Annotated in this window: 17 protein-coding genes; 10 read left to right on the plus strand and 7 right to left on the minus strand. The window is 60.7% G+C overall.

Annotation, left to right across the window (positions count from 1 at the left end; all coding sequences use genetic code 11):
* Nucleotides 1-90: 90 nt before the first annotated feature.
* From ACFE70_RS15600 to ACFE70_RS15610, 3 genes are all read right to left on the minus strand, one after another.
* Nucleotides 91-1,944: a DUF1800 family protein gene (locus ACFE70_RS15600; RefSeq protein ID WP_375418698.1), complete on the minus strand. Its 1,854-nt coding sequence runs from the start codon at nt 1,942-1,944 to the stop codon at nt 91-93.
* A 643-nt stretch (nt 1,945-2,587) separates the two neighbouring features.
* Nucleotides 2,588-2,770 carry a hypothetical protein gene (locus ACFE70_RS15605; protein WP_375418699.1) on the minus strand — a complete coding sequence of 61 codons (183 nt, stop codon included), beginning with the start codon at nt 2,768-2,770 and terminating at the stop codon, nt 2,588-2,590.
* A 163-nt stretch (nt 2,771-2,933) separates the two neighbouring features.
* Nucleotides 2,934-3,335, minus strand: a complete 402-nt coding sequence (locus ACFE70_RS15610) for an AAA family ATPase (RefSeq protein ID WP_375418700.1) — start codon at nt 3,333-3,335, stop codon at nt 2,934-2,936.
* A gap of 230 nt (nt 3,336-3,565) precedes the next feature.
* Here ACFE70_RS15610 and ACFE70_RS15615 point away from each other — a divergent pair, with 230 nt between their 5' ends.
* Together ACFE70_RS15615 and ACFE70_RS15620 are read left to right on the plus strand one after the other, a co-directional pair.
* Nucleotides 3,566-3,868 carry a hypothetical protein gene (locus ACFE70_RS15615; RefSeq protein WP_375418701.1) on the plus strand — a complete coding sequence of 101 codons (303 nt, stop codon included), beginning with the start codon at nt 3,566-3,568 and terminating at the stop codon, nt 3,866-3,868.
* On the plus strand, nt 3,855-4,370 hold the full coding sequence (locus ACFE70_RS15620; protein WP_375418702.1) for a hypothetical protein: 516 nt from the start codon (nt 3,855-3,857) through the stop codon (nt 4,368-4,370). Before ACFE70_RS15615 ends, ACFE70_RS15620 begins: the two co-directional genes overlap by 14 nt.
* Nucleotides 4,371-4,396: 26 nt before the next feature.
* Here the strand turns inward: ACFE70_RS15620 and ACFE70_RS15625 are convergent, their stop codons facing one another.
* Both ACFE70_RS15625 and ACFE70_RS15630 read right to left on the minus strand, forming a co-directional pair.
* Entirely contained in the window at nt 4,397-4,594 is a 198-nt protein-coding gene (locus ACFE70_RS15625) for a hypothetical protein (protein ID WP_375418703.1), read from the minus strand.
* 647 nt (nt 4,595-5,241) lie between these two features.
* On the minus strand, nt 5,242-6,888 hold the full coding sequence (locus tag ACFE70_RS15630; protein WP_375418704.1) for an acyl-CoA carboxylase subunit beta: 1,647 nt from the start codon (nt 6,886-6,888) through the stop codon (nt 5,242-5,244).
* A 215-nt stretch (nt 6,889-7,103) separates the two neighbouring features.
* Here ACFE70_RS15630 and ACFE70_RS15635 point away from each other — a divergent pair, with 215 nt between their 5' ends.
* Complete coding sequence (locus ACFE70_RS15635; protein WP_375418705.1) at nt 7,104-7,820, plus strand: hypothetical protein; 717 nt, start codon at nt 7,104-7,106, stop codon at nt 7,818-7,820.
* A gap of 114 nt (nt 7,821-7,934) precedes the next feature.
* On the opposite strand, the gene ACFE70_RS15640 is transcribed toward ACFE70_RS15635, so the two are convergent.
* A complete protein-coding gene (locus ACFE70_RS15640; RefSeq protein ID WP_375418706.1) occupies nt 7,935-9,053 on the minus strand; it encodes an MlaD family protein in 1,119 nt (372 codons plus the stop codon).
* A gap of 40 nt (nt 9,054-9,093) precedes the next feature.
* Nucleotides 9,094-9,975, minus strand: coding sequence for an N-acetylmuramoyl-L-alanine amidase (locus ACFE70_RS15645; RefSeq protein WP_375418707.1), 882 nt, complete (start codon nt 9,973-9,975; stop codon nt 9,094-9,096).
* A gap of 96 nt (nt 9,976-10,071) precedes the next feature.
* Here ACFE70_RS15645 and ACFE70_RS15650 point away from each other — a divergent pair, with 96 nt between their 5' ends.
* The 7 genes from ACFE70_RS15650 to trmD all read left to right on the plus strand — a co-directional run bounded on the left by ACFE70_RS15650 (nt 10,072) and on the right by trmD (nt 18,200).
* Entirely contained in the window at nt 10,072-13,086 is a 3,015-nt protein-coding gene (locus ACFE70_RS15650; RefSeq protein ID WP_375418708.1) for a putative LPS assembly protein LptD, read from the plus strand.
* A gap of 141 nt (nt 13,087-13,227) precedes the next feature.
* The gene (gene panB, locus ACFE70_RS15655) at nt 13,228-14,043 is read left to right on the plus strand and encodes a 3-methyl-2-oxobutanoate hydroxymethyltransferase (protein WP_375418709.1); all 816 of its coding nucleotides are present in this window, start codon (nt 13,228-13,230) and stop codon (nt 14,041-14,043) included.
* A 106-nt stretch (nt 14,044-14,149) separates the two neighbouring features.
* Nucleotides 14,150-14,857 carry an RluA family pseudouridine synthase gene (locus ACFE70_RS15660; RefSeq protein ID WP_375418710.1) on the plus strand — a complete coding sequence of 236 codons (708 nt, stop codon included), beginning with the start codon at nt 14,150-14,152 and terminating at the stop codon, nt 14,855-14,857.
* A 296-nt stretch (nt 14,858-15,153) separates the two neighbouring features.
* Entirely contained in the window at nt 15,154-15,933 is a 780-nt protein-coding gene (locus ACFE70_RS15665; RefSeq protein WP_375418711.1) for an acyl-CoA desaturase, read from the plus strand.
* A gap of 184 nt (nt 15,934-16,117) precedes the next feature.
* Nucleotides 16,118-16,687 (plus strand): 30S ribosomal protein S16, encoded by a 570-nt coding sequence (locus tag ACFE70_RS15670; RefSeq protein WP_375418712.1) that lies wholly within the window; start codon nt 16,118-16,120, stop codon nt 16,685-16,687.
* Nucleotides 16,688-16,840: 153 nt separating this feature from the next.
* Complete coding sequence (gene rimM / locus ACFE70_RS15675; protein WP_375418713.1) at nt 16,841-17,425, plus strand: ribosome maturation factor RimM; 585 nt, start codon at nt 16,841-16,843, stop codon at nt 17,423-17,425.
* Between the two features lie 73 nt (nt 17,426-17,498).
* A complete protein-coding gene (gene trmD / locus ACFE70_RS15680) occupies nt 17,499-18,200 on the plus strand; it encodes a tRNA (guanosine(37)-N1)-methyltransferase TrmD (RefSeq protein WP_375418714.1) in 702 nt (233 codons plus the stop codon).
* Nucleotides 18,201-18,341: the final 141 nt, after the last annotated feature.

Below are 18,341 nucleotides of genomic sequence, written 5' to 3' on the forward strand. Positions count from 1 at the left end.
AGTAGTCAATCGGTCTAGACCCCGGGCGGGGGCAAGCCCTACCGGGTCCGACCCCGCGCCCTGCATCGGGCGGAACCAACTCATTTAGAACTAGTAAAGCTGATATTCGACCTCATCGGTGATGACTGTGACGAGCCGGATAAGCTGGCCCAGCAGGGCCTGGCGCCGGGTCGTGTTGCTGGGCGCGGCCAGGTACTCGTTCCACTGAATGGTCCATTCCAGGTCGGGCAGGTTGTCGAGCAGGGCTTCCTTGAAGAGCCGCCGGCGTTCGGGCGCGGGCTCGGCGGGCAGCAGCAGCCGGGCGTAGGCATCCACGAGCAGGTTCACGTTGGCGGCCGTGGCGGGGGGTAGGCGGCGCGTCAGGGCCAGCAAATCGATGCTGACCGAGCCGCCGTTCCAGTGGTAGGCCTGGTCCTGAAACAGGTGGCGGCGCGCATCCTGGCGCAGGGGCAGGGTGGTGAACGTGGCCCACAGCTCATTATACTGCGGCGCCTGGTAGTAGGCGGGCCAGCCCGCCACCACCGGCGGCGAGAGCAGGTCCTGGCCGGTGTCCTTCATTTGATTGTAGATGACGCCCAGAATGCGGTAGCGCGGCGTGGGCTGGTGGACGGGCGGAAAAACCGCCTCCAGCTGCCGGAACAGCCCCAGGTGGTAGTCGGCCGGGCTTTTCACCAGGCAGCCCCGGCTGGCCACGTCGTAGAAGTGGGCGCTGCCGAGCAGGGCGCGCAGCACGGGCGCCACTTCGTAGTTGCTGGCCCGCAGCAGCTCGGCCAGCGGCCGGATAACCTGGTACTCGGTCGCCTCGTCAATGTTATAATACACAAACCAGCGGTAGAGCTTGCGGCACAAGAACAGCGCGACGGCGGGCTGCTCGAAAATCATGGCAATCAGGTTTTTGTATTCCTGCGCGCCATTCGGGGCGATGCGCCGGTTTTGGAAGGCGGCTGAGAACTGCTTGGTGGTCTGGTCGTGCCGCTCGGGGCGGAACACGCCGCTGGACTGGTCGGCCGGGTCATAGCTGCGGTTCGAGGCCTCCCAGCCGGTGAGCACGCGGGCGGCGGCCTTCACGTCGTCCTCGGTGTAGGTGGTGTAGTTGCCGGCGCCCGCCAGCGGCCCTTTGCCCAGCGTAAACAGCTCCATCAGCTCGCGGGCATAGTTTTCGTTGGGGGCGCTGGCCACGTTCTGGGCCCCGCTCAAATACCAGAGCATGGCCTCGTCGATGGTCATCTGCTCGGTCAGGGTGCGAAAGTTGCCCAGGGCGCCGGCGCGCAGCTTGCGCAGGCGGTTGTAGCTCTGGTGGGCGTTGGCGATGTCGTCGGTCACGAAGTGGTTGTGCCAGAACAAGGTCATGCGCTCGGTCACCGAGACGCCGGGGCCCAGCAGCAGGCCGGTCCACCACATTTGCAGCGAGTAAGTCCGGTGCACGTTAGTTTGCCAGGAAAAAGAATCGTGAATCCACGTCCCGCCCACCCAGCTGCCCTGGCCCTGCTCCGAGGTCAGCGGCCCGAAGGGGGTAGGCGCGGGCGCCAGCAGCTGGTCGAGCACCGCGCTTAGCGAGCTGCCCGCAGCCCCGTCGATTTCGGCCCGCGTGGGCCCAAACAGGCAGCGGCGCAGCAGGTGCGCGGCCGGCGCCGGGCCCCACGCGCCGGTGTAGGGCGCCAGGCCACTCATCGCGTTGGCCGCCGCGGGCCGCGGCTGGCTTTCAGCCGCCAGCGCCTGCAACTGCGGCGTCAGCGCGGCATTCAGGCCTTTGGCACCTTGGCGCGCTGCGCCGGCTTTGCGGCGGGGCATGGCGGCCGGCAGCCGGAACGGCGGCACCGGGTCGCCGGATGAGTTAGCGGGCGGGTTGACGGCCGGGAGGGGGGTAGGCGGTTCTTCCAGGAAGGCGGCCGGCGGGGCCGTGAGCACTGCGGTGTGTTTGCGTAAAAACTCTCTGCGGTTCATAGAGTAGCTTAAAAGGAGAAAAAGAGCAGGTCAGAAAGCTTAACCGGCGGCCCGCCCAGCCCTGGTGGCCTACTATCGGCAGTGGCTGCTGCGGTGGCTGACCCGGCCCGTGGCCCACACTGTCAGCCGGCCCAAAACCGGAGTACAATGGTCGGCCAGCGCGGGGAAGAGAGCTGGTCAATACCGTGTTTCAACAGGGTCTGGTGGGGCCTGTGGCAGGCCGCGATTTTTGCAGGAAAACACTTGCTGAACAGCTGTGAATAATGCTGTTCGAAATAGAATGAGTAGGGGTTAAGTCAGCAAATTAAAGCATAAATCAATAAGGAACCCAACGCAATCTTGGCTTTGTCATAATTTTACACCTTTAACCCGACTCGTCGGCCCCAAAATGAGAATGCTTCTATTCCGGGATAAGCTGCGCTCTCAGCCCTGAAAGCCAGGTCAGGCCAAGGGGAGAAGCGCGTTCTCGGGAAGCAAATAATTTGGCTGCCACCTGCCGTTTTCATTCAGCAGCAAGCCGCCCCAGCAGGCAGCCCAATGGCTCCCCCGCTGGGGCGGCTTGTCGTTCGGCGGGCAGACAGATTGCACACGAGCCGCCACCATTCCCTACCCCCCTACTCCTATCACAACCCGCTTCAGTGCGCTACTTCTCCGCCGTCGGCGCGGGTGGCATCTCCGCGGCTGGCACGGCCACAATCTGCCCGCCGCGGGCAATAATGACGGGGCTGTTCTTGTAGGCTTTGAAGGCCAGCATAGCTTTGTAGGCGGCGATGAGCCCTAGCTGAAATTTGGCGTTAATGAGGTCGCCTTGCTCTTTCTTAGACATGATACAATGAAGTTAAGCGTTCCCAAACAGCTTCTTCTTCCACCGTCAGAGCGTCATCTGCGCTCTTAGCTATTGTTCTTGCCGGCACGGCAGAAGTATCCGCGAACACCCAGCTATCCACCGCACCGCAATAGGCGCCAAAAAACTGTCGCAGCCCGCCTTCCTAGCGCCGCCGAATCACCGGCTCGGGGATGTGGTGCCCGCCTTCGCGCACTCTGGCCCGCACCCGCTCAACGGCCAGGTCTGGCGAACTGAGCCAGAAGAAAAATAAGCTCACAAAATAGCCCTGAGCTTGCGCCTGCTGAACAATCGGCAGATAAATGCGCGTCGCCAGCGTCGTTTCTAGCGCGAAGCTCTCCCCTGCTGCCAGCAGCTCGTGCACCCGCCCCAGCATCAGCCGCCCCGCCTGGATGCTCACCGTCTCGGGCCGAAACGGCGAGAGCCCGCGCGCAATCTCATCGGCATTGACGACCTCGCGGCAGCCAAGCAGGTCGGGCAGCAGGGCGTAGGCGGCCGTGGTTTTGCCCGCGCCGTCGCAGCCGGCCAGCAGGTAGAGGGTTTTCATAATCTGAAACGGCTAACTAGTGCTCACTTAATAACCGGCCTGGGCCACACCATGTATATTTGTGCAAGCTCGCTAACGTGAGGGCGAAAACAACGAAGCAAAAGGTTGGTCCGTCGCCTATCTCATCTCGTATGGGTGTTGCCAGCAGTGGCACGGGAACGGAAGAATCTTTTGCTTCTTTGTTGCTGGCTGTATTTCGTTCGAGCCACCCGTTGTTTTGCTCCTTACTTATGGACACGCTAGCCATTTCCGTTACCCAGCAAGCCGGTGGCCTAACGTTTAGCCTCTCGCCGCTGGTGCGCCGTCAGTTGCACGAGCTGTTTCCCGACGTCAACATCCTGCCCAGCATTTTTATAGCCCATACCGCGCAACAGCAAGCCGCGGGCCTGCTTGAGCGCTTGGCCAAGCACATCGTGCCGGCCCTGACTGGTTTATCCGAACGGCAATTGGCTCATTTCCATCAGATTGCTTTTATCGACACCAACGCGGGCAGTTTTCTAGGCGAATACGCTCCGCAGAATGCCGCAGCCTAAGCGCCAAAACCTATACTTGGGCAAGGCGGGGCAGTTCGCGGCGATGGCGGAATGCCTGATGCGCGGCTTCAACGTGGCCATTCCCGAAGTTGATGTGGGCGATGACCTCTTCGTCGTGAATGACCAAAGTGGTAACTACCGCCGCATTCAGGTAAAAACCGTCACGGCCACCCGGCGAAGCACTACTTACTCAGCCCAATTTCAGGTGCCGCTACCGCAGTTACAGCAGGTGTTCGTACCCGATTTGGTGTATGTTTTTGCCTCTCGCTTTCCCACTGGCTGGGGACCGTTCCTGGTCATTCCGCGCGACACTTTATTAGCCCTGCACCAGCTCAAAGGCTTGGGCACCATTGTTAATTCCAAAACGGGAGCACCGCGGGTACAGTTCTATGTCAGCTTCGCCGATGATGGCTCAGTAAGCTGCGCGCAACAATCACTAAGCCGGTTTATCAATCAATTTGAAGGCCTGCCCGACCTTGTCCCGTCCGATGACTTAGTGTAGGACTTGTGGGCGAAGCTCCTGAAGACTTAGCTGGCACGGGTCTTTCCCGCCGCTATCCGCCCCGCTTGAACGCGCGCCGCTTCGGGCCAAGATGGCGAGAGCCCGCGCGCAATCTCGTCGGCATTGACGAACTCGCGGCAGCCAAGCAGGCCGGGCAGCAGGGCGTAGGCAGCCGTGATTTTGCCCGCGCCGCTGCAGCCAGCCAGCAGGTAGAGGGTTTTCATTTAATTTGTTCTAACGCCATAACCCTATCGTATTCCAATGGTCGCCAATTATCAAACCAATGAATAATATTTAAGAACTGAGTCGCAATGGCTTCATTAACAAGTTGAATGAACTGTTGAGGAATCCAAGCAAACAAGACTCAGCCATCTCCACTCGCTATTCTCTTCTCATACTGGGCTCTATAAAACCAAGTATCTATTGGAGGAAAATCGTTGGTATCCACAAAACCGTCAGATTCAACGGCGGCAGCTCCATCAGGAATATTGCAATCGTATTCGATTACTAGTATTCGATCATCGGTTCGCGTCTCATAGGTCGTGGAAATCAATGATTTGTGAGCTAACTGATTCGCAAACAAATCGGTGAAAAAACTATTAGTAGGAAAATCTGCCCTATACGGGTCGGCTGTGGCTGACTAATCTACCAATAAGCCATCAGCACCTTCTGGATTCAGAGCGTACTCATTGAGTCTATATACGAAGACAGCACTTCCATCTTGAATTGGGTTGATTGTTCGCAGGATAGCAGCGTTGCTCTTTCCTACGAACTGCATCTGCTGCTTGCAATAGGCCTGCGTAAGTCGTAGATTAAACAAAAACTGCTTTTTATTAATAGCTACCATAGCTTTAATTATTAAACCTCGGCCTCACACCTGAATAACGCCCACATTGTACGCCCGCTCAATCGGCGCGTGATTCGCCGCCGCGATGCCTTCGGAAATGACTTTCCGCGTTTCCAGCGGGTCAATCACAGCATCGACCCACAACCTCGCAGCGGCGTAATACGGGGATAATTGCTCCTCGTAGCGGGCCTTGATGCGGTCGAGCAGCTCCTTTTCGGCTTCGGGGGTGATGACTTCGCCTTTGGCTTTGAGGCTGGCGACCTGGATTTGGAGCAGGGTGTTGGCGGCGGCGGCCCCGCTCATCACGGCGAGCTGGGCGGTGGGCCAGGCCACGATGAGGCGCGGGTCGTAGGCTTTGCCGCACATGGCGTAGTTGCCGGCGCCGTAGGAGTTGCCGATGATGACCGTAAACTTCGGGACCACGCTGTTGCTCATGGCGTTGACCATCTTGGCGCCGTCCTTGATGATACCACCTTGCTCGGAGGCGCTGCCCACCATGAAGCCCGATACGTCGTGCAGAAACACCAGCGGGATGCGCTTTTGGTTGCAGTTCATGATGAAGCGGGCGGCCTTGTCGGCCGAGTCGGAGTAGATGACGCCGCCCATCTGCATCCCGGTTTTCTTGCTCTTGACAATCTTGCGCTGATTGGCCACGATGCCCACGGCCCAACCATCAATGCGCGCGAGCCCGCAAATCAGGGTCTGCCCGTAGAGGTCCTTGTAGGGCTCAAACTCCGAGTTATCGACCAGCCGGTTTATCAGTTCCATCGTGTCGTAGGGCTTGGCGCGGTCGGCGGGCAGCAGGCCGTAGATATCGGCTTCGGGCAGCGCGGGGGGGGTAGGGGCCACGCGGCTGAAGCCGGCCGTACTCCGGGCGCCGAGCTTGTCGAAGATGTTGCGGATGTGCGTCAGGCACTCCTCGTCGGTGTCGAACTTGTAGTCCGTCACGCCCGACACTTCCGAGTGCATACTGGCGCCGCCGAGTGCCTCATTGTCAATAGTCTCACCGATAGCGGATTTCACCAAATAGGAGCCAGCCAGGAACACCGAGCCGGTGCCATTCACAATCATGGCCTCGTCGCTCATAATGGGCAAATACGCGCCGCCAGCCACGCACGGGCCCATAATGGCCGAAATCTGCACGATGCCCATGCTCGACATCACGGCGTTGTTGCGGAAGATGCGGCCAAAGTGCTCTTTGTCCGGGAAAATCTCGTCCTGCATGGGCAAATACACGCCGGCCGAATCAACCAGATAAATAATGGGCAGCCGGTTCTCAATGCTGATTTCTTGGGCTCGCAGGTTCTTCTTGGCTGTGATGGGAAACCAGGCGCCGGCCTTCACCGTGGCGTCGTTGGCGACCACCACCACTTGCCTACCCCGCACGTAGCCCATGACCACGACCACGCCGCCGCCGGGGCAGCCGCCCTCATCCTGGTACATGCCCTCGCCCGCAAAGGCGCCGATTTCGACCTGCGCCGCGCCCTTATCCAGCAGGAACTCAATCCGCTCCCGCGCCGTGAGCTTGCCCTTGGCCTTGTGCGCCTCGATGCGCTTGGTCCCGCCGCCGAGCGCCACTTTTTGCAAGCGCTGCCGCAGCTGAAATGTGAGCTGCTTGAGCTGGTCTTCGTTTTTGTTGAACTCCAGATTTTGCGGGGTGGTGGGCGACACGGCGGGGTGGGATGAGGTGGAAAGCGGGGGGTAGGAAAACGGCGAAATTCGTCCCTTGGGCGAGTTTCAAAGGTACGCTTTGGGCCGAAGTCCGCAGCAGCTGGCTGGCGGCTGCGCAAGCACGGCTCTATTGAAACGCTCCTGCGTCTGCCACTATAGCACGCTTCTTGCCCCCCGTGCTCTTTCACTCCCACTTGTCTACTGCTCAGCGCCCTATGAAGTCTCTCTCTACTCTTTCCCTACGGGTTCTAGCCGCTTGTCTGCTGTTGAGCCCCCTGCTGCTGAGTGTAGGCTGCGAAAAGCCCCGGCCCGAGCCCGAGGCCGTGCCCCTGCCGGCCGAGTTGAAGTCTTATACGCTTTTCCAGCCTGGCACGCATTGGATTTACCAGGACTCGGCCTCCCAGCAACTCGATAGCGTCTGGGTGGTGTCGGCTGAGGTGAGCGTGCTGCGCGTGGTGCCGAGAGGGGAAGAATATCCAGTTATAAAACATGAGCGCCTCCACCTCCGCACGCGCTCCAGCCAAAGCGGAGTGGACCAAGTTTACACTGTCAATCGAAACTGTGGCTTCCCCTTTCGGGAGGACGTTACAGAAAAGGCTTACCCCTGCTGGGCCATCATGCGCGGGCAATTCTTGCCCAATAGCACGGCCGACGAGGGTAGTGCGCTCGTATTTCCCTATACTATTCCCCGCGACTACGCCCGCCCCGACTACCTCAACGGCACGCAGCCCTACTGGCACAGCGCGCCGCTCACCATCGGCAAAGACACGTACCCCGACGTGATAGAGGTAAAAATTCTGATAGACGCCTCTGAGGACGGCTGGCCTGCCCACTACTACTGGGCGCCGGGCAAAGGCATCGTGCGTCAGCGGGTGAAGGTGGGGGGCGTACCCCACACCCGCACGCTCGTGCGCAGCCACATTGTGCAGTAGTATCGTGGTATCACTGAGTAGTAATAAAAAGGCGCACTTATGGAAATATTTCCACAAGTGCGCCTTTTTCACTTACATCCTCTACTAAAACTTTAGGCGACAATTCCCTACCCCCTACTTCGGGGCCAGGGCCGGCGCGGCGGTGTTGTCCACGGTCTTGGTTTCGGTGGTGGTGGTGCCGTCGGGCTTGCGGGTGGTTTCGACTTTGTTTTTCTTTTTGCCCCCGCCGCCGAACAGCGAGAAGTGCACGTAGTCCTTCGGATTAGCTTGCAAATCAGCTATCAGCGAATTAGCCGAGGCCGCCGACTTGTTGATGTTGGTGTAGAGCGAGTCGTCGTTGAGCAGCTTGCCCAGCGAGCCTTTGGTGCCATTCATCGACTCGTTGAGGCTGGCCACGGCCGTCTGAGCTTCGGCCAGCGTGCTGTTGAGGCGGCGCACGGCCGGGCCCACGGGCGCATCTTTCAGCGAATCCGAAAGCTGCGCGAAGTTGACGGTGATGCGGTCGAGCTTGCTGGTCGTCTTGTTCAGGGCCGACGACATCTGGGCCAGGTTGCGGGTAATCTGGTTGATGTTGCGCTGGTTGCTCTCAATGAGCTTCTGCAGCGCCTCGGTGCTGGCACGGGCGCCGAGCAGCGTGCCCTGAATGTTGGTTTGAGCATCCTTATTCAAAAACCCGTTCACCCGTACCAGCGTCGAGTCGAGGCTGCTGAGCACGGGCAGGGCGCGGGCTTGCAGCGCCGTAGCCAGGCCGGCAATGCCGGAGGCGGACACCGTTTTTAGTTCCTCGCCGCCGGCAAACGTGCGGGTGTTGGGCCGCAGAGTCAGGGTAATGGTTTTGGAGCCCAGCAGCGAGCCGCCCAGGCTGGCGACGGTCGAGTCGCCCACCACGAGGCCCTTGTCCAGCTCCAGGGCGGCGCGCACCACGTTGCTTTTCTCGGGCTGCAACTCCAGGGCTTTGACCTGCCCAACCTTGATGCCGTTAAGAATAACTGGTGCCCCCACGTTGAGGCCTTCCACGTCGGGATAAACGGCGTAGTAGGTTTTATTGCTCGAGAGCAGATTGCTGCCACGCAGGAAGTTGAAGCCCACCGCCAAGGCCACCAGGGCCACGATGGCCAGCAGGGCTACTTTTATTTCTTTGCTCACAATGAAAGCGCTAGTGCGCTGGTTAAGGGTGGTTTCGGCCAGACCAGGGGGTAGGAAATGTGACGCCGCCCAGTCTTTCAAGCCCACAAACGAAATCGGCGGGCGGATGTTTGACCGCGCCCGGCGGCTATTCTACGGACGCGCCTTCCAGCTCGCGCTTGTACTCGCGAAAGGCGCGGAGAATGCCGCTGGCCATCACGGTCTGGCCGGCTTTATTATTCAAAAACCGCTCCTCGGTGGGGTTGGTCAGAAAGCCGACCTCGATGAGCACCGATGGCATAGTGGAGCGCCAAAGTACAATAAAGCCGGCCTGCTTGACGCCGCGCGAGGGCCGGCCCACAGCCGTGCGAAACTGCCGGTCGATGCGCTGAGCCAGGCGCAGCGAGTTGGTGACGTAGGCGCTCTGAAACAGCGAAAACATGATGTGGCTCTGGGGCGAGCGGGGGTCGAAGCCGCCGTAGCGGGCGCGGTAGTTGTCGCCTTCCTGCAAGATGACGCTGTTCTCGCGCTTGGCTACGTTCAGGTTGGCGTCGGTTTTGTGCGGGCCCATCGTCCAGACCTCCGTGCCGTGCGAGCTGGGGCCGGCCGCGTTGCAGTGCACCGACACGAACAGGTCGGCGTGGTTGCGGTTGGCGATTTCGGCCCGCTCATCCAGCGGAATGAACACGTCGGTTTTGCGGGTGTAGAGCACGCGCACGTCGGGCATCTCGGCCTCAATCTGCCGGCCCAGCGCCAGAATAATTTTCAGGGCCACGGCCGACTCGCGGGCGCCGGCCTGCCCGGCGCAGCCGCGGTCTTTGCCGCCGTGGCCGGCGTCGAGCACGATGGTGCGCAGGCGGTAGCGCGGGGCGGCGGGGCGGGGCGGGGTGGCGGGCGCCAGCTCCGTTTTGGTTGTTTTGCCTTCGGCGATGCAACGCCCGGCGGCTTTTTCAACTCCTCCCCGAAAGCCGGCCAGCGGGCTAAGAGCGCAGAGCCAACCGTTAACGGCTAAGCAAGCAATAATTCGCACGGGATTCGTTTCCTGACTGGAACTGAAAGAAGGGGCAGCGACCTGCTACCTTTGTTAGAGGTGTCAAAAGTACTTCAAATTAACCGCTACCTTCCGTTGGCTGCTCCTCACGGGTCTTTGTTGCGGGCCCGGCCCTACCCCCGCCGGCGCGGCCAAGGGGCCGGGCCGGGCGGTTTCCTACCCCTGCTTTTGCTGCTGATGCTGCTCAGCGCGCCCGCCGCCTGGGCCCAGCAGCGGCCCGGCAGCCCGGCCACGCCGCCGGTGCGCAACATTCCCGCCGACCGCGCCGAGCCCGTGGCGCCCGCCCCGGCCGGCGTCGTGGACCCCGGCCGGCCGCAGGTGCCGGGCTCGCTGCGCAAGCCCGCGCCCGCTTCGGGCAGCAACCCCGCCCCAACGGATAACGCCCCGGACCCGCTGGTGCAAGCCATCGATTCGAGCGCCACCGGCGACTCGCTGCGGCTGGCGGCGCAGCGCAAGGGGCAGATTGAGACCACCGTCAAGTACGCGGCCAAGGATTCAATTCAGTTCGACGTAACCCAGAAGGTGGCCCGCCTCTACAACAAAGCCAACGTGGACTACGGCCCGATGGAGTTGAAAGCGGCGCTGATAACGGTGGATTACGGCCGCAACCAGGTGTATGCTAACGGCCGACGCGACTCGCTCAGCAACAAGCTGGAAGGCCGGCCCGTGTTCAAGGACGCGGAAGGCACCTATACGGCGGGCAACATCGCCTACAACTTCAAAACCCGGAAAGGCAAAATCAGCGAAATCGTGACCCAGCAGGGCGAGGGCTACGTGCACGCCGACGTGGTGAAGCGCCAGCCCAACAACGACTTCTTCGGGCAGCACGGCTACTACACGACCTGCAACCTGGAGCACCCGCACTTCTACATTCAAACCAACAAAATGAAGGTGGTGCCGGGCAAAAAGGTAATTACCGGGCCCTTCAACCTCGTCATCGGCGACGTGCCGCTGCCCATCGGCCTGCCGTTCGGCTACTTCCCTACCCCCCTCGGCAGCCGCGGGTCGGGCGTGATTATTCCCACCTTCGGGCAGGCCCAGGACCGGGGCTATTTCCTGACCGGCGGCGGCTACTACTGGGCGCCCAACGACTACCTGGGTTTGCGCGTGACCGGCGACATCTACGCCGGCAATGGCCAGGGCTTTGGCGGCTGGGGCGGCCGGGCCGAGCTGTCGTACCGCAAGCGCTACACCTACGACGGCCTGTTCAGCTTCGAGTATAGCCGCCGGCCACTCAATCCACTGTTACCCACGGTGGGGGTTTCAACCGGCCCTGACCGTCAGCAGGTGTCCGCATCCAACACGTTCTGGGTGCGCTGGAGCCACGCGCCAGTGCCCAAGCCGGGGGGCGGGCGCTTTTCGGCCAGTGTGCAGGCGGGCAGCACGTTTTATAATACCATCAACCGCCTCGACCCGCGCCAGCGCCTGCAACCGGCCTTCAGCTCCAGCGTCACCTACGCCAAGCAGCTGCGCAACCTGCCCATCAACTACGCCGTCAAGCTCAGCCAGAGCCAGAACGTCCAGACGGGTGTGCAAGACTTTACCTTGCCCGATATCACCATCGGCGTGGCCCGGCAGTACCCGTATGAGCTGCTCGGCATCGAGCCCGGCGCCAACAAGCTCGGGCTGGGCGCTATCTACGAGCAGGTTGCGGTCAGCTACAACCTCACGGCCCAGAACCTGGTGAGCAACAACGTGCCGGCCACCACCTTTGGCGACGTGCCGCTGCTCGGCGGCGCCAGCACGGCCCGCGTCATCCCGCTGAATCTCAACAACCTCGGCTCCTTGCTGCGCAACTCGCGCAACGGCATTCAGCACCAGTTCGGCATCTCGCTGGGCTCGTATAATGTGTCGCACTTTAATTTTCAGCCCACCATTAACTACGGTGAGACCTGGTATTTCCAGAAGCTAAACTACGTAGCCGTGCCAGCAGCGCAGGCCGTGCGCATCGACACGACGGCGGGCTTCAACCGGGTCTATACCTATTCGGCGGGCCTAAACCTGGGCACCACATTTTATGGATTGGTGCGCTTTTCGGGCAAAAATCGTTACATCGATGCCATCCGCCACAAGGTCACGCCTAACCTGAGCTACAGCTACTCGCCCGATTTCAGCCGCGGCGCGGCCTACCAGAACCTAAACCTGGGCCAAACCCAGAATGACCAGGTTGGCGTCGGCCTGCAGGATGCCAACGGCAACTTCCTCGACCCGCGCACCTTTTCGCGCTACCAGGGCTTTCTCTACGGCACGCCGGGCGGGCAGCAGGTTAGCAACCTGGGCTTTTCGCTGCAAAACTCGATTGAGATGAAGGTGCGCGACAAAAACGACTCGACCGGCACGGCGCCGTTCAAAAAAGTCGATTTGCTGCGCAACTTCGACTTCGCCACCGGCTACAATTTGGCCGCCGACTCGTTCAACCTGGCCCCGTTGAGCTTCAACCTCGGCACCCAGATTGCCCAGAAACTCACCGTGGTGGTCAACGGCTCGTTCAGCTTCTACCAGCGCGACAGCACCGGCCGCTTTATTGACCGCTACTTGTTTCAGCAAAGCAGTTGGAAAGACATCCGGCTGGCCCGCCTTACCAACGCCTCGCTGAGCCTCAACTACCAGTTTAACCCCGCCGCCGGCAAGCGCCGCTCCACCATCCCGCGCACGGTAGCGCCCACCAACGACCCCACCCTAGGCACCGTAGGCGGGCCGAGCCTCTACGCCGACTACATCGACTTCGAGATTCCCTGGGAGCTGGCCCTTTCCTTCAACGCCTCCTACAGCACCGACTCGCGCCCGCGCATCACGCGGCGCGAGGGCCTGCCGCCCCTACCCCTACTTTCGGGCTCCTCGCTGCAAGCCACCGGCTCGGTGAAGCTGACCGAGAATCTGCGCTTTAATATCAACAGTGGCTACGACTTCCGCAGCGCGGAAGTCACCTACACCACCGTTGGTTTCTTCCGCGACCTGCACTGCTGGCAGATTGCCGGTTCCTGGAATCCATTTGGCATTACGCGGGGCTATAGCTTTACCATTTCGGCCAAAAGCAGCTTGTTGCAGGACTTGAAGCTGGAGCGCAATCGCTCGATTCTCAATCGGTAGCTGTGCCTCGTCTTCCTACCCCCTCTTCCCCAAGCAAGGGGGGTAGGGAAACGAGACGCGCCCGCGGGCCTGAGCCGGCGGCCATGCTACATTTGCCGCCTTGGGCAGGCAGTGCCGCCCCAATTCCCTACCCCCCTCTGCATGTCGCAGCACAAAGAAGTCAAGCTCGTCACCACGCATCAGCTGTTGGCCATGAAGCAGCGGGGCGAGAAAATCTCCATGCTCACGGCGTATGACTTCTCGATGGCCAGCATCCTCGACGGCGCCGGCGTGGACGTGCTGCTCGTTGGCGATTCGGCCTCCAACGTCATGGCCGGCCACGAAACCACGCTGCCCATCACGTTGGACCAGATGATATATCACGCCCAGAGCGTGGTGCGGGCCGTGAAGCGGGCGCTGGTGGTGGTCGATATGCCCTTTGGCTCTTATCAGGGCAACTCCCGCGAGGCGCTGCGCTCGGCCATCCGCATTATGAAGGAAAGCGGCGCTCACTCCGTGAAGCTGGAAGGCGGCGCCGAGATTGGCGAGAGCATCTCGCGCATTCTCACGGCCGGCATCCCGGTGATGGGTCACCTGGGCCTCACCCCGCAGAGCATCTACAAGTTCGGCACCTACACCGTGCGCGCCAAGGAAGACGCCGAAGCCCAAAAGCTGCTGGAGGACGCCCAGAAGCTGCAAGACCTGGGCTGCTTTGCCTTGGTGCTCGAAAAAATTCCCGCCGCGCTGGCCCTTCGCGTGAGCGAGCAGCTCAGCATCCCCACCATCGGCATCGGCGCCGGGCCGGGCGTCGATGGGCAGGTGCTCGTCATTCACGATTTGCTCGGCATCACCAAGGAGTTCAAGCCGCGCTTTCTGCGCCGCTACGCCGAGCTGCACGAGGTGATGACCGACGCCGTGCAGCGCTACGTGGCCGACGTCAAGAGCCGCGACTTCCCCAGCGCGGCCGAAGGCTATTAAAATCAGTGAGCAGTGAAGTGAGCAGTTATCAGTGCGCATTTTATCGATGACACTCATATAATTACAAACTGATAACTGTTAATTGATAACTGTTAATTGTCACGAAGTGAACCGTCCGAATATCTGGTCTGAGGGAAGAGAGATACTCTTCGAAGACAACCACTTGCTCGTCATTAACAAGCCCGCCGGCCTGCTCGTGCAGGGCGATGCCACCGGCGATGAGCCCCTCTCGGCCAAGGCCGCCGAGTACCTGCGCTTCAAGTATAAAAAGCCCGGCGAAGCCTTCGTGGGCGTGGCCCACCGCATTGATAGGCCCGTGAGTGGCGTGGTGGTGCTGGCCAAAACCAGCAAGGCCCTGGTGCGCCTCAACGAGATGTTTCGGGACAATCTAATGCGCAAAACCTACCTCGCCCTGACCGGCAAGCCGCCGGTGCCCGAAACCGGCACCCTGGTGCACTGGCTGGTGAAAGACCCCGTGCGCAATACCACCAAGGCCTACCCCACCCGCCACCCGCAAGGCCTGCGCGCCGAGTTGAGCTATGCGCTGCGGGGCCCTGCCGCCAACCGCTACCTGCTCGAAGTAAACCCCGTCACGGGCCGGCCCCACCAGATTCGGGTGCAGCTGGCTACCGGGCTGGGCACACCCATCGTGGGCGACGTGCGCTACGGCTTCCTGGCCCCGCTGCCCGACGTGAGCATTGCCCTGCACGCCCGGCAGCTGGAGCTGCAGCACCCCGTCACGAAAGAGCAGCTGACCTTCCTGGCGCCTTTGCCCGACGCTCAGCACTGGGACGCGGCGCGGGAAATGCTGTAGTAGAAACCGGAAGCCGATAGAACGTCATGCTGAACGCAGTGAAGCATCTCGCTCGGGTAGTAATCTAAATCATAGAACAACGATTGAATTGCTTATCCTAGCAAGATGCTTCACTGCGTTCAGCATGACGTTCTATCGGCTTCCGGTTTCTACTCACTTCACTATCGCCGTGTGCAACATTATGGCCTTTGCCGGCCCTGGGAGGCTCGTGGCTGTAATTTTGTGTTTCCGAATCGAACCAACGAACTCCCCTTCGGCTTTCACGGGTGCGGTCAGCCTTCGTTTTTCTTTTGAATATGCCTATTCTCTTCTTTTTCATCGGTCACTACTACCTGTCGCTGTTCACGCAGACCTTCTATCTGCACCGCTACGCGGCGCACAAGATGTTCACGATGAGCAAGTTTTGGGAAAAGTTTTTTTTCCTGTTCACGTATATCTGTCAGGGCAGCAGCTTCCTTTCGCCGCGGGCCTACGCTCTGTTGCACCGGATGCACCACGCCTACTCTGACACGGAGCTGGACCCGCACTCACCGCACTTCTCCAACAACGCCTTCGACATGATGTGGAAGACGAAGACGATTTATAACAATGTCGTGAGCAACAACCACGAGGGCGCCCGCCGCTTCGAGGGCGACACGCCGGAGTGGAACTGGCTGGAGAACTTTGGTGGCTCGGTTGTTTCGCGCCTGGGCTGGGGCACGGCCTACGTGCTGTTCTACATTAACTTCGCCACGGCCTGGTGGCAGTATCTGCTGCTGCCGATTCACTTCCTGATGGGCCCAATTCACGGTGCCATCGTTAACTGGGGTGGCCATAAGTACGGCTACCAGAACTTCGACAACAAAGACAAGTCGAAGAACACGCTGGCGCTGGACTTTCTGGCCTTCGGCGAGTTGTTTCAGAACAACCACCACAAGCTACCCCTGCGCGTCAACTTCGGCGTGAAGTGGTGGGAGTTTGACCCGACCTACGTCGCCATCTGGGGCCTCGACAAGGTGGGCATCATCAAGGTGAAGCGCAAGACGATGAATCTGAACAAGATTGCCAAGCCCAAACGAGTAGCAGAAGCGGCCTAAGCGCAGACCATTCCCTACCCCCTCTTTTTTCTGAAAGCCTCCGCCCCTCCCGGCGGAGGCTTTTTTGCTTTTTAGGAAAAATAAGTTTTCTTTTTAAGAAATTACTTTTTAAATAAAGGCTACCTTTGCACTCCCAATTTTTCAATCCAGACGCACGAGCTGCGTCGCACAACCCCCAAGGTTTATGGCAGTTAAGATTCGCCTCGCCCGCCGCGGCCGCAAAAAGGCCGCTACCTACGACATCGTAGTCGCTGACGCCCGCGCCCCGCGCGATGGCCGCTTCATTGAGAAGCTCGGCACCTACAACCCCAATATCAATCCTGCCAGCATCAACTTCGACGCCGACCGGGCTTTCTACTGGATGATGACCGGCGCGCAGCCCACTGACACGGTGCGCGCTATGCTCTCCTACCGCGGCGTGCTCTACCGCCGCCACCTGCAGCTTGGTGTTGACAAAGGCGCCATCACGCAGGACGTGGCCGATGAGCGCTTCAACGCCTGGAAAGAAGAGAAGGACGCCAAAATCGAGACCAAGCGCACCGGCCTGACCGACGCCAAAGCCGATGCCCGCACCGCTCAGCTCGCCGCCGAAACCAAGGTAAAAGAGGCCCGCGCCGAAGCCCTGCGCCAGAAGCAGGCCGCCGCCCTCGCCGCCCTGCAGCCCGCTCCGGCGCCCACCGCTGAAACCACGGCCGACGACAGTGCCACCGCTACCACGGAAACCGCTGAGACGGCTGCCGAAGGCGCCGCGTAAACTGCTTCGGCAGCCGCTCCGTCGAGAGCTTGGAAGTGAGCCCGCCGTCGCGTGGGCCGCTTCCAAGCTCTCACTTTGTTTGCGGCCATCCCTCCCTACCCCCCTTGTCTTTGTCGAAGCCAGCCGCCGCCGGTCGCTTTAATCTTCTAACTCATGCTGACGATTGACGAGTGCTTTGAGCTAGGCTACCTGCTCAAGCCCCACGGGCTGCGCGGTGCCATCGTGGCCAATTTCGACGTGGACGAGCCGGCGGCGTATCACAAGCTGAAAACCGTTTTTCTGGCCGCGCCAGCGGCTCCCGCCAAGCTCCTGGAGTACGGCGTGGAGCGGGTGCAGCCACAGGCCGGCAAGCGGGTGCTGCTCACGTTGCGCGGCATCGCCCGGATTGAGGACGCCGAGCCGCTGCGCGGCAGCAAGCTTTACCTACCCCTGACGGAACTGCCCGAGCTGGACGAGGACCAGTTCTATTTCCACGATGTTATTGGCTTTACCGTAGTGGATAAGGAGTTGGGCGAGCTGGGCACGGTCGAGAACTTCTACGAACTGCCCCAGCAGGACGTGCTGGCCATGCGCTATCAGGGCCAGGAAGTGCTGATTCCGGTGGTCGATGAGTTGGTGAGCCACGCCGATATGGAAGCGCGCAAAATCTTTGTCAACCTGCCCGAGGGCCTGCTCGACGTGTACTTGAAGCCGACTTCGCGCGAAAAAGATGAGGCCGACGAGTTTAACGAGCCCTAAGCACACTTACCCGTCAGGTAAGGCCCACGGACCCCCAAATAATCCGTTCCATCCGTTAAAATCCGTTGAATCTGTGGTCCGTATCGACATTCTTACTTGCCTGCCGGAGCTGCTGGTCAGCCCATTCGCGCATTCCATCGTGAAGCGGGCACAGGACAAGGGATTGGTCGAAATCCACGTCCATCAGCTGCGCGACAAGGCCATCAACAAGCACGGGCAGATTGACGACGCCGTGTTCGGCGGCGGTGCGGGCATGGTCTTGCGTCCCGAGCCCATTGCCGCCTGGCTCGATGAGCTGCAAGCCCAGCGGAGCTACGACGCCGTCATCTACCTCACGCCCGACGGCCAGACCCTGCGCCAGCCGCTGGCCAACCGGCTTTCGCTGCTCAGCAACCTGCTGTTGCTCTGCGGCCACTACAAAGGCATCGATGAGCGCATCCGGCAGACGTATATCACCCACGAAATCAGCGTCGGCGACTACGTACTGAGCGGCGGCGAGCTGGGCGCGGCCGTGCTGGTCGATGCCGTAGTGCGGCTGCTGCCCGGTGTGCTTGGCAACGAGGAATCAGCCCTTTCCGACTCGTTTCAGGATGAGTTGCTGGCGCCGCCCATTTACACCCGGCCCGCCGAGTGGCGCGGACGGGCCGTGCCGGAAATCTTGCTCTCCGGCAACACGCCCCGGATTGAGGAGTGGCGCCACGAGCAGGCGTTAGCCCGCACCCGTGCGCGGCGACCCGACTTGCTGGGCGAAGAGGGGGTAGGGAATTGCGCATAAATGCGGCAAGCCAGGGCCGGCCGGCAAGTTATTCCATCTCCCTACCCCCCTCTTCAAGCCAGCAAGTCCCTTAGCTCTACCTCGTTTCCTGGGGTGGTCTAGTAAAAACGGACAGTACGCTAAGGTAGGTTTTGCAAGAGG

Source organism: uncultured Hymenobacter sp. (assembly GCF_964243305.1).
Classification (GTDB): Bacteria; Bacteroidota; Bacteroidia; order Cytophagales; family Hymenobacteraceae; genus Hymenobacter.

Bases quoted from the DNA above. Each gene is read 5' to 3' on its own strand.
- ACFE70_RS15665 (WP_375418711.1), top strand. From the start codon at position 15,154: ATGCCTATTCTCTTCTTTTTCATCGGTCACTACTACCTGTCGCTGTTC.
- ACFE70_RS15610 (WP_375418700.1), bottom strand. From the start codon at position 3,335: ATGAAAACCCTCTACCTGCTGGCCGGCTGCGACGGCGCGGGCAAAACC.
- panB (WP_375418709.1), top strand. From the start codon at position 13,228: ATGTCGCAGCACAAAGAAGTCAAGCTCGTCACCACGCATCAGCTGTTG.
- ACFE70_RS15625 (WP_375418703.1), bottom strand. From the start codon at position 4,594: ATGAAAACCCTCTACCTGCTGGCTGGCTGCAGCGGCGCGGGCAAAATC.
- rimM (WP_375418713.1), top strand. From the start codon at position 16,841: ATGCTGACGATTGACGAGTGCTTTGAGCTAGGCTACCTGCTCAAGCCC.
- ACFE70_RS15635 (WP_375418705.1), top strand. From the start codon at position 7,104: ATGAAGTCTCTCTCTACTCTTTCCCTACGGGTTCTAGCCGCTTGTCTG.
- ACFE70_RS15600 (WP_375418698.1), bottom strand. From the start codon at position 1,944: ATGAACCGCAGAGAGTTTTTACGCAAACACACCGCAGTGCTCACGGCC.
- ACFE70_RS15670 (WP_375418712.1), top strand. From the start codon at position 16,118: ATGGCAGTTAAGATTCGCCTCGCCCGCCGCGGCCGCAAAAAGGCCGCT.
- ACFE70_RS15605 (WP_375418699.1), bottom strand. From the start codon at position 2,770: ATGTCTAAGAAAGAGCAAGGCGACCTCATTAACGCCAAATTTCAGCTA.
- ACFE70_RS15620 (WP_375418702.1), top strand. From the start codon at position 3,855: ATGCCGCAGCCTAAGCGCCAAAACCTATACTTGGGCAAGGCGGGGCAG.
- ACFE70_RS15615 (WP_375418701.1), top strand. From the start codon at position 3,566: ATGGACACGCTAGCCATTTCCGTTACCCAGCAAGCCGGTGGCCTAACG.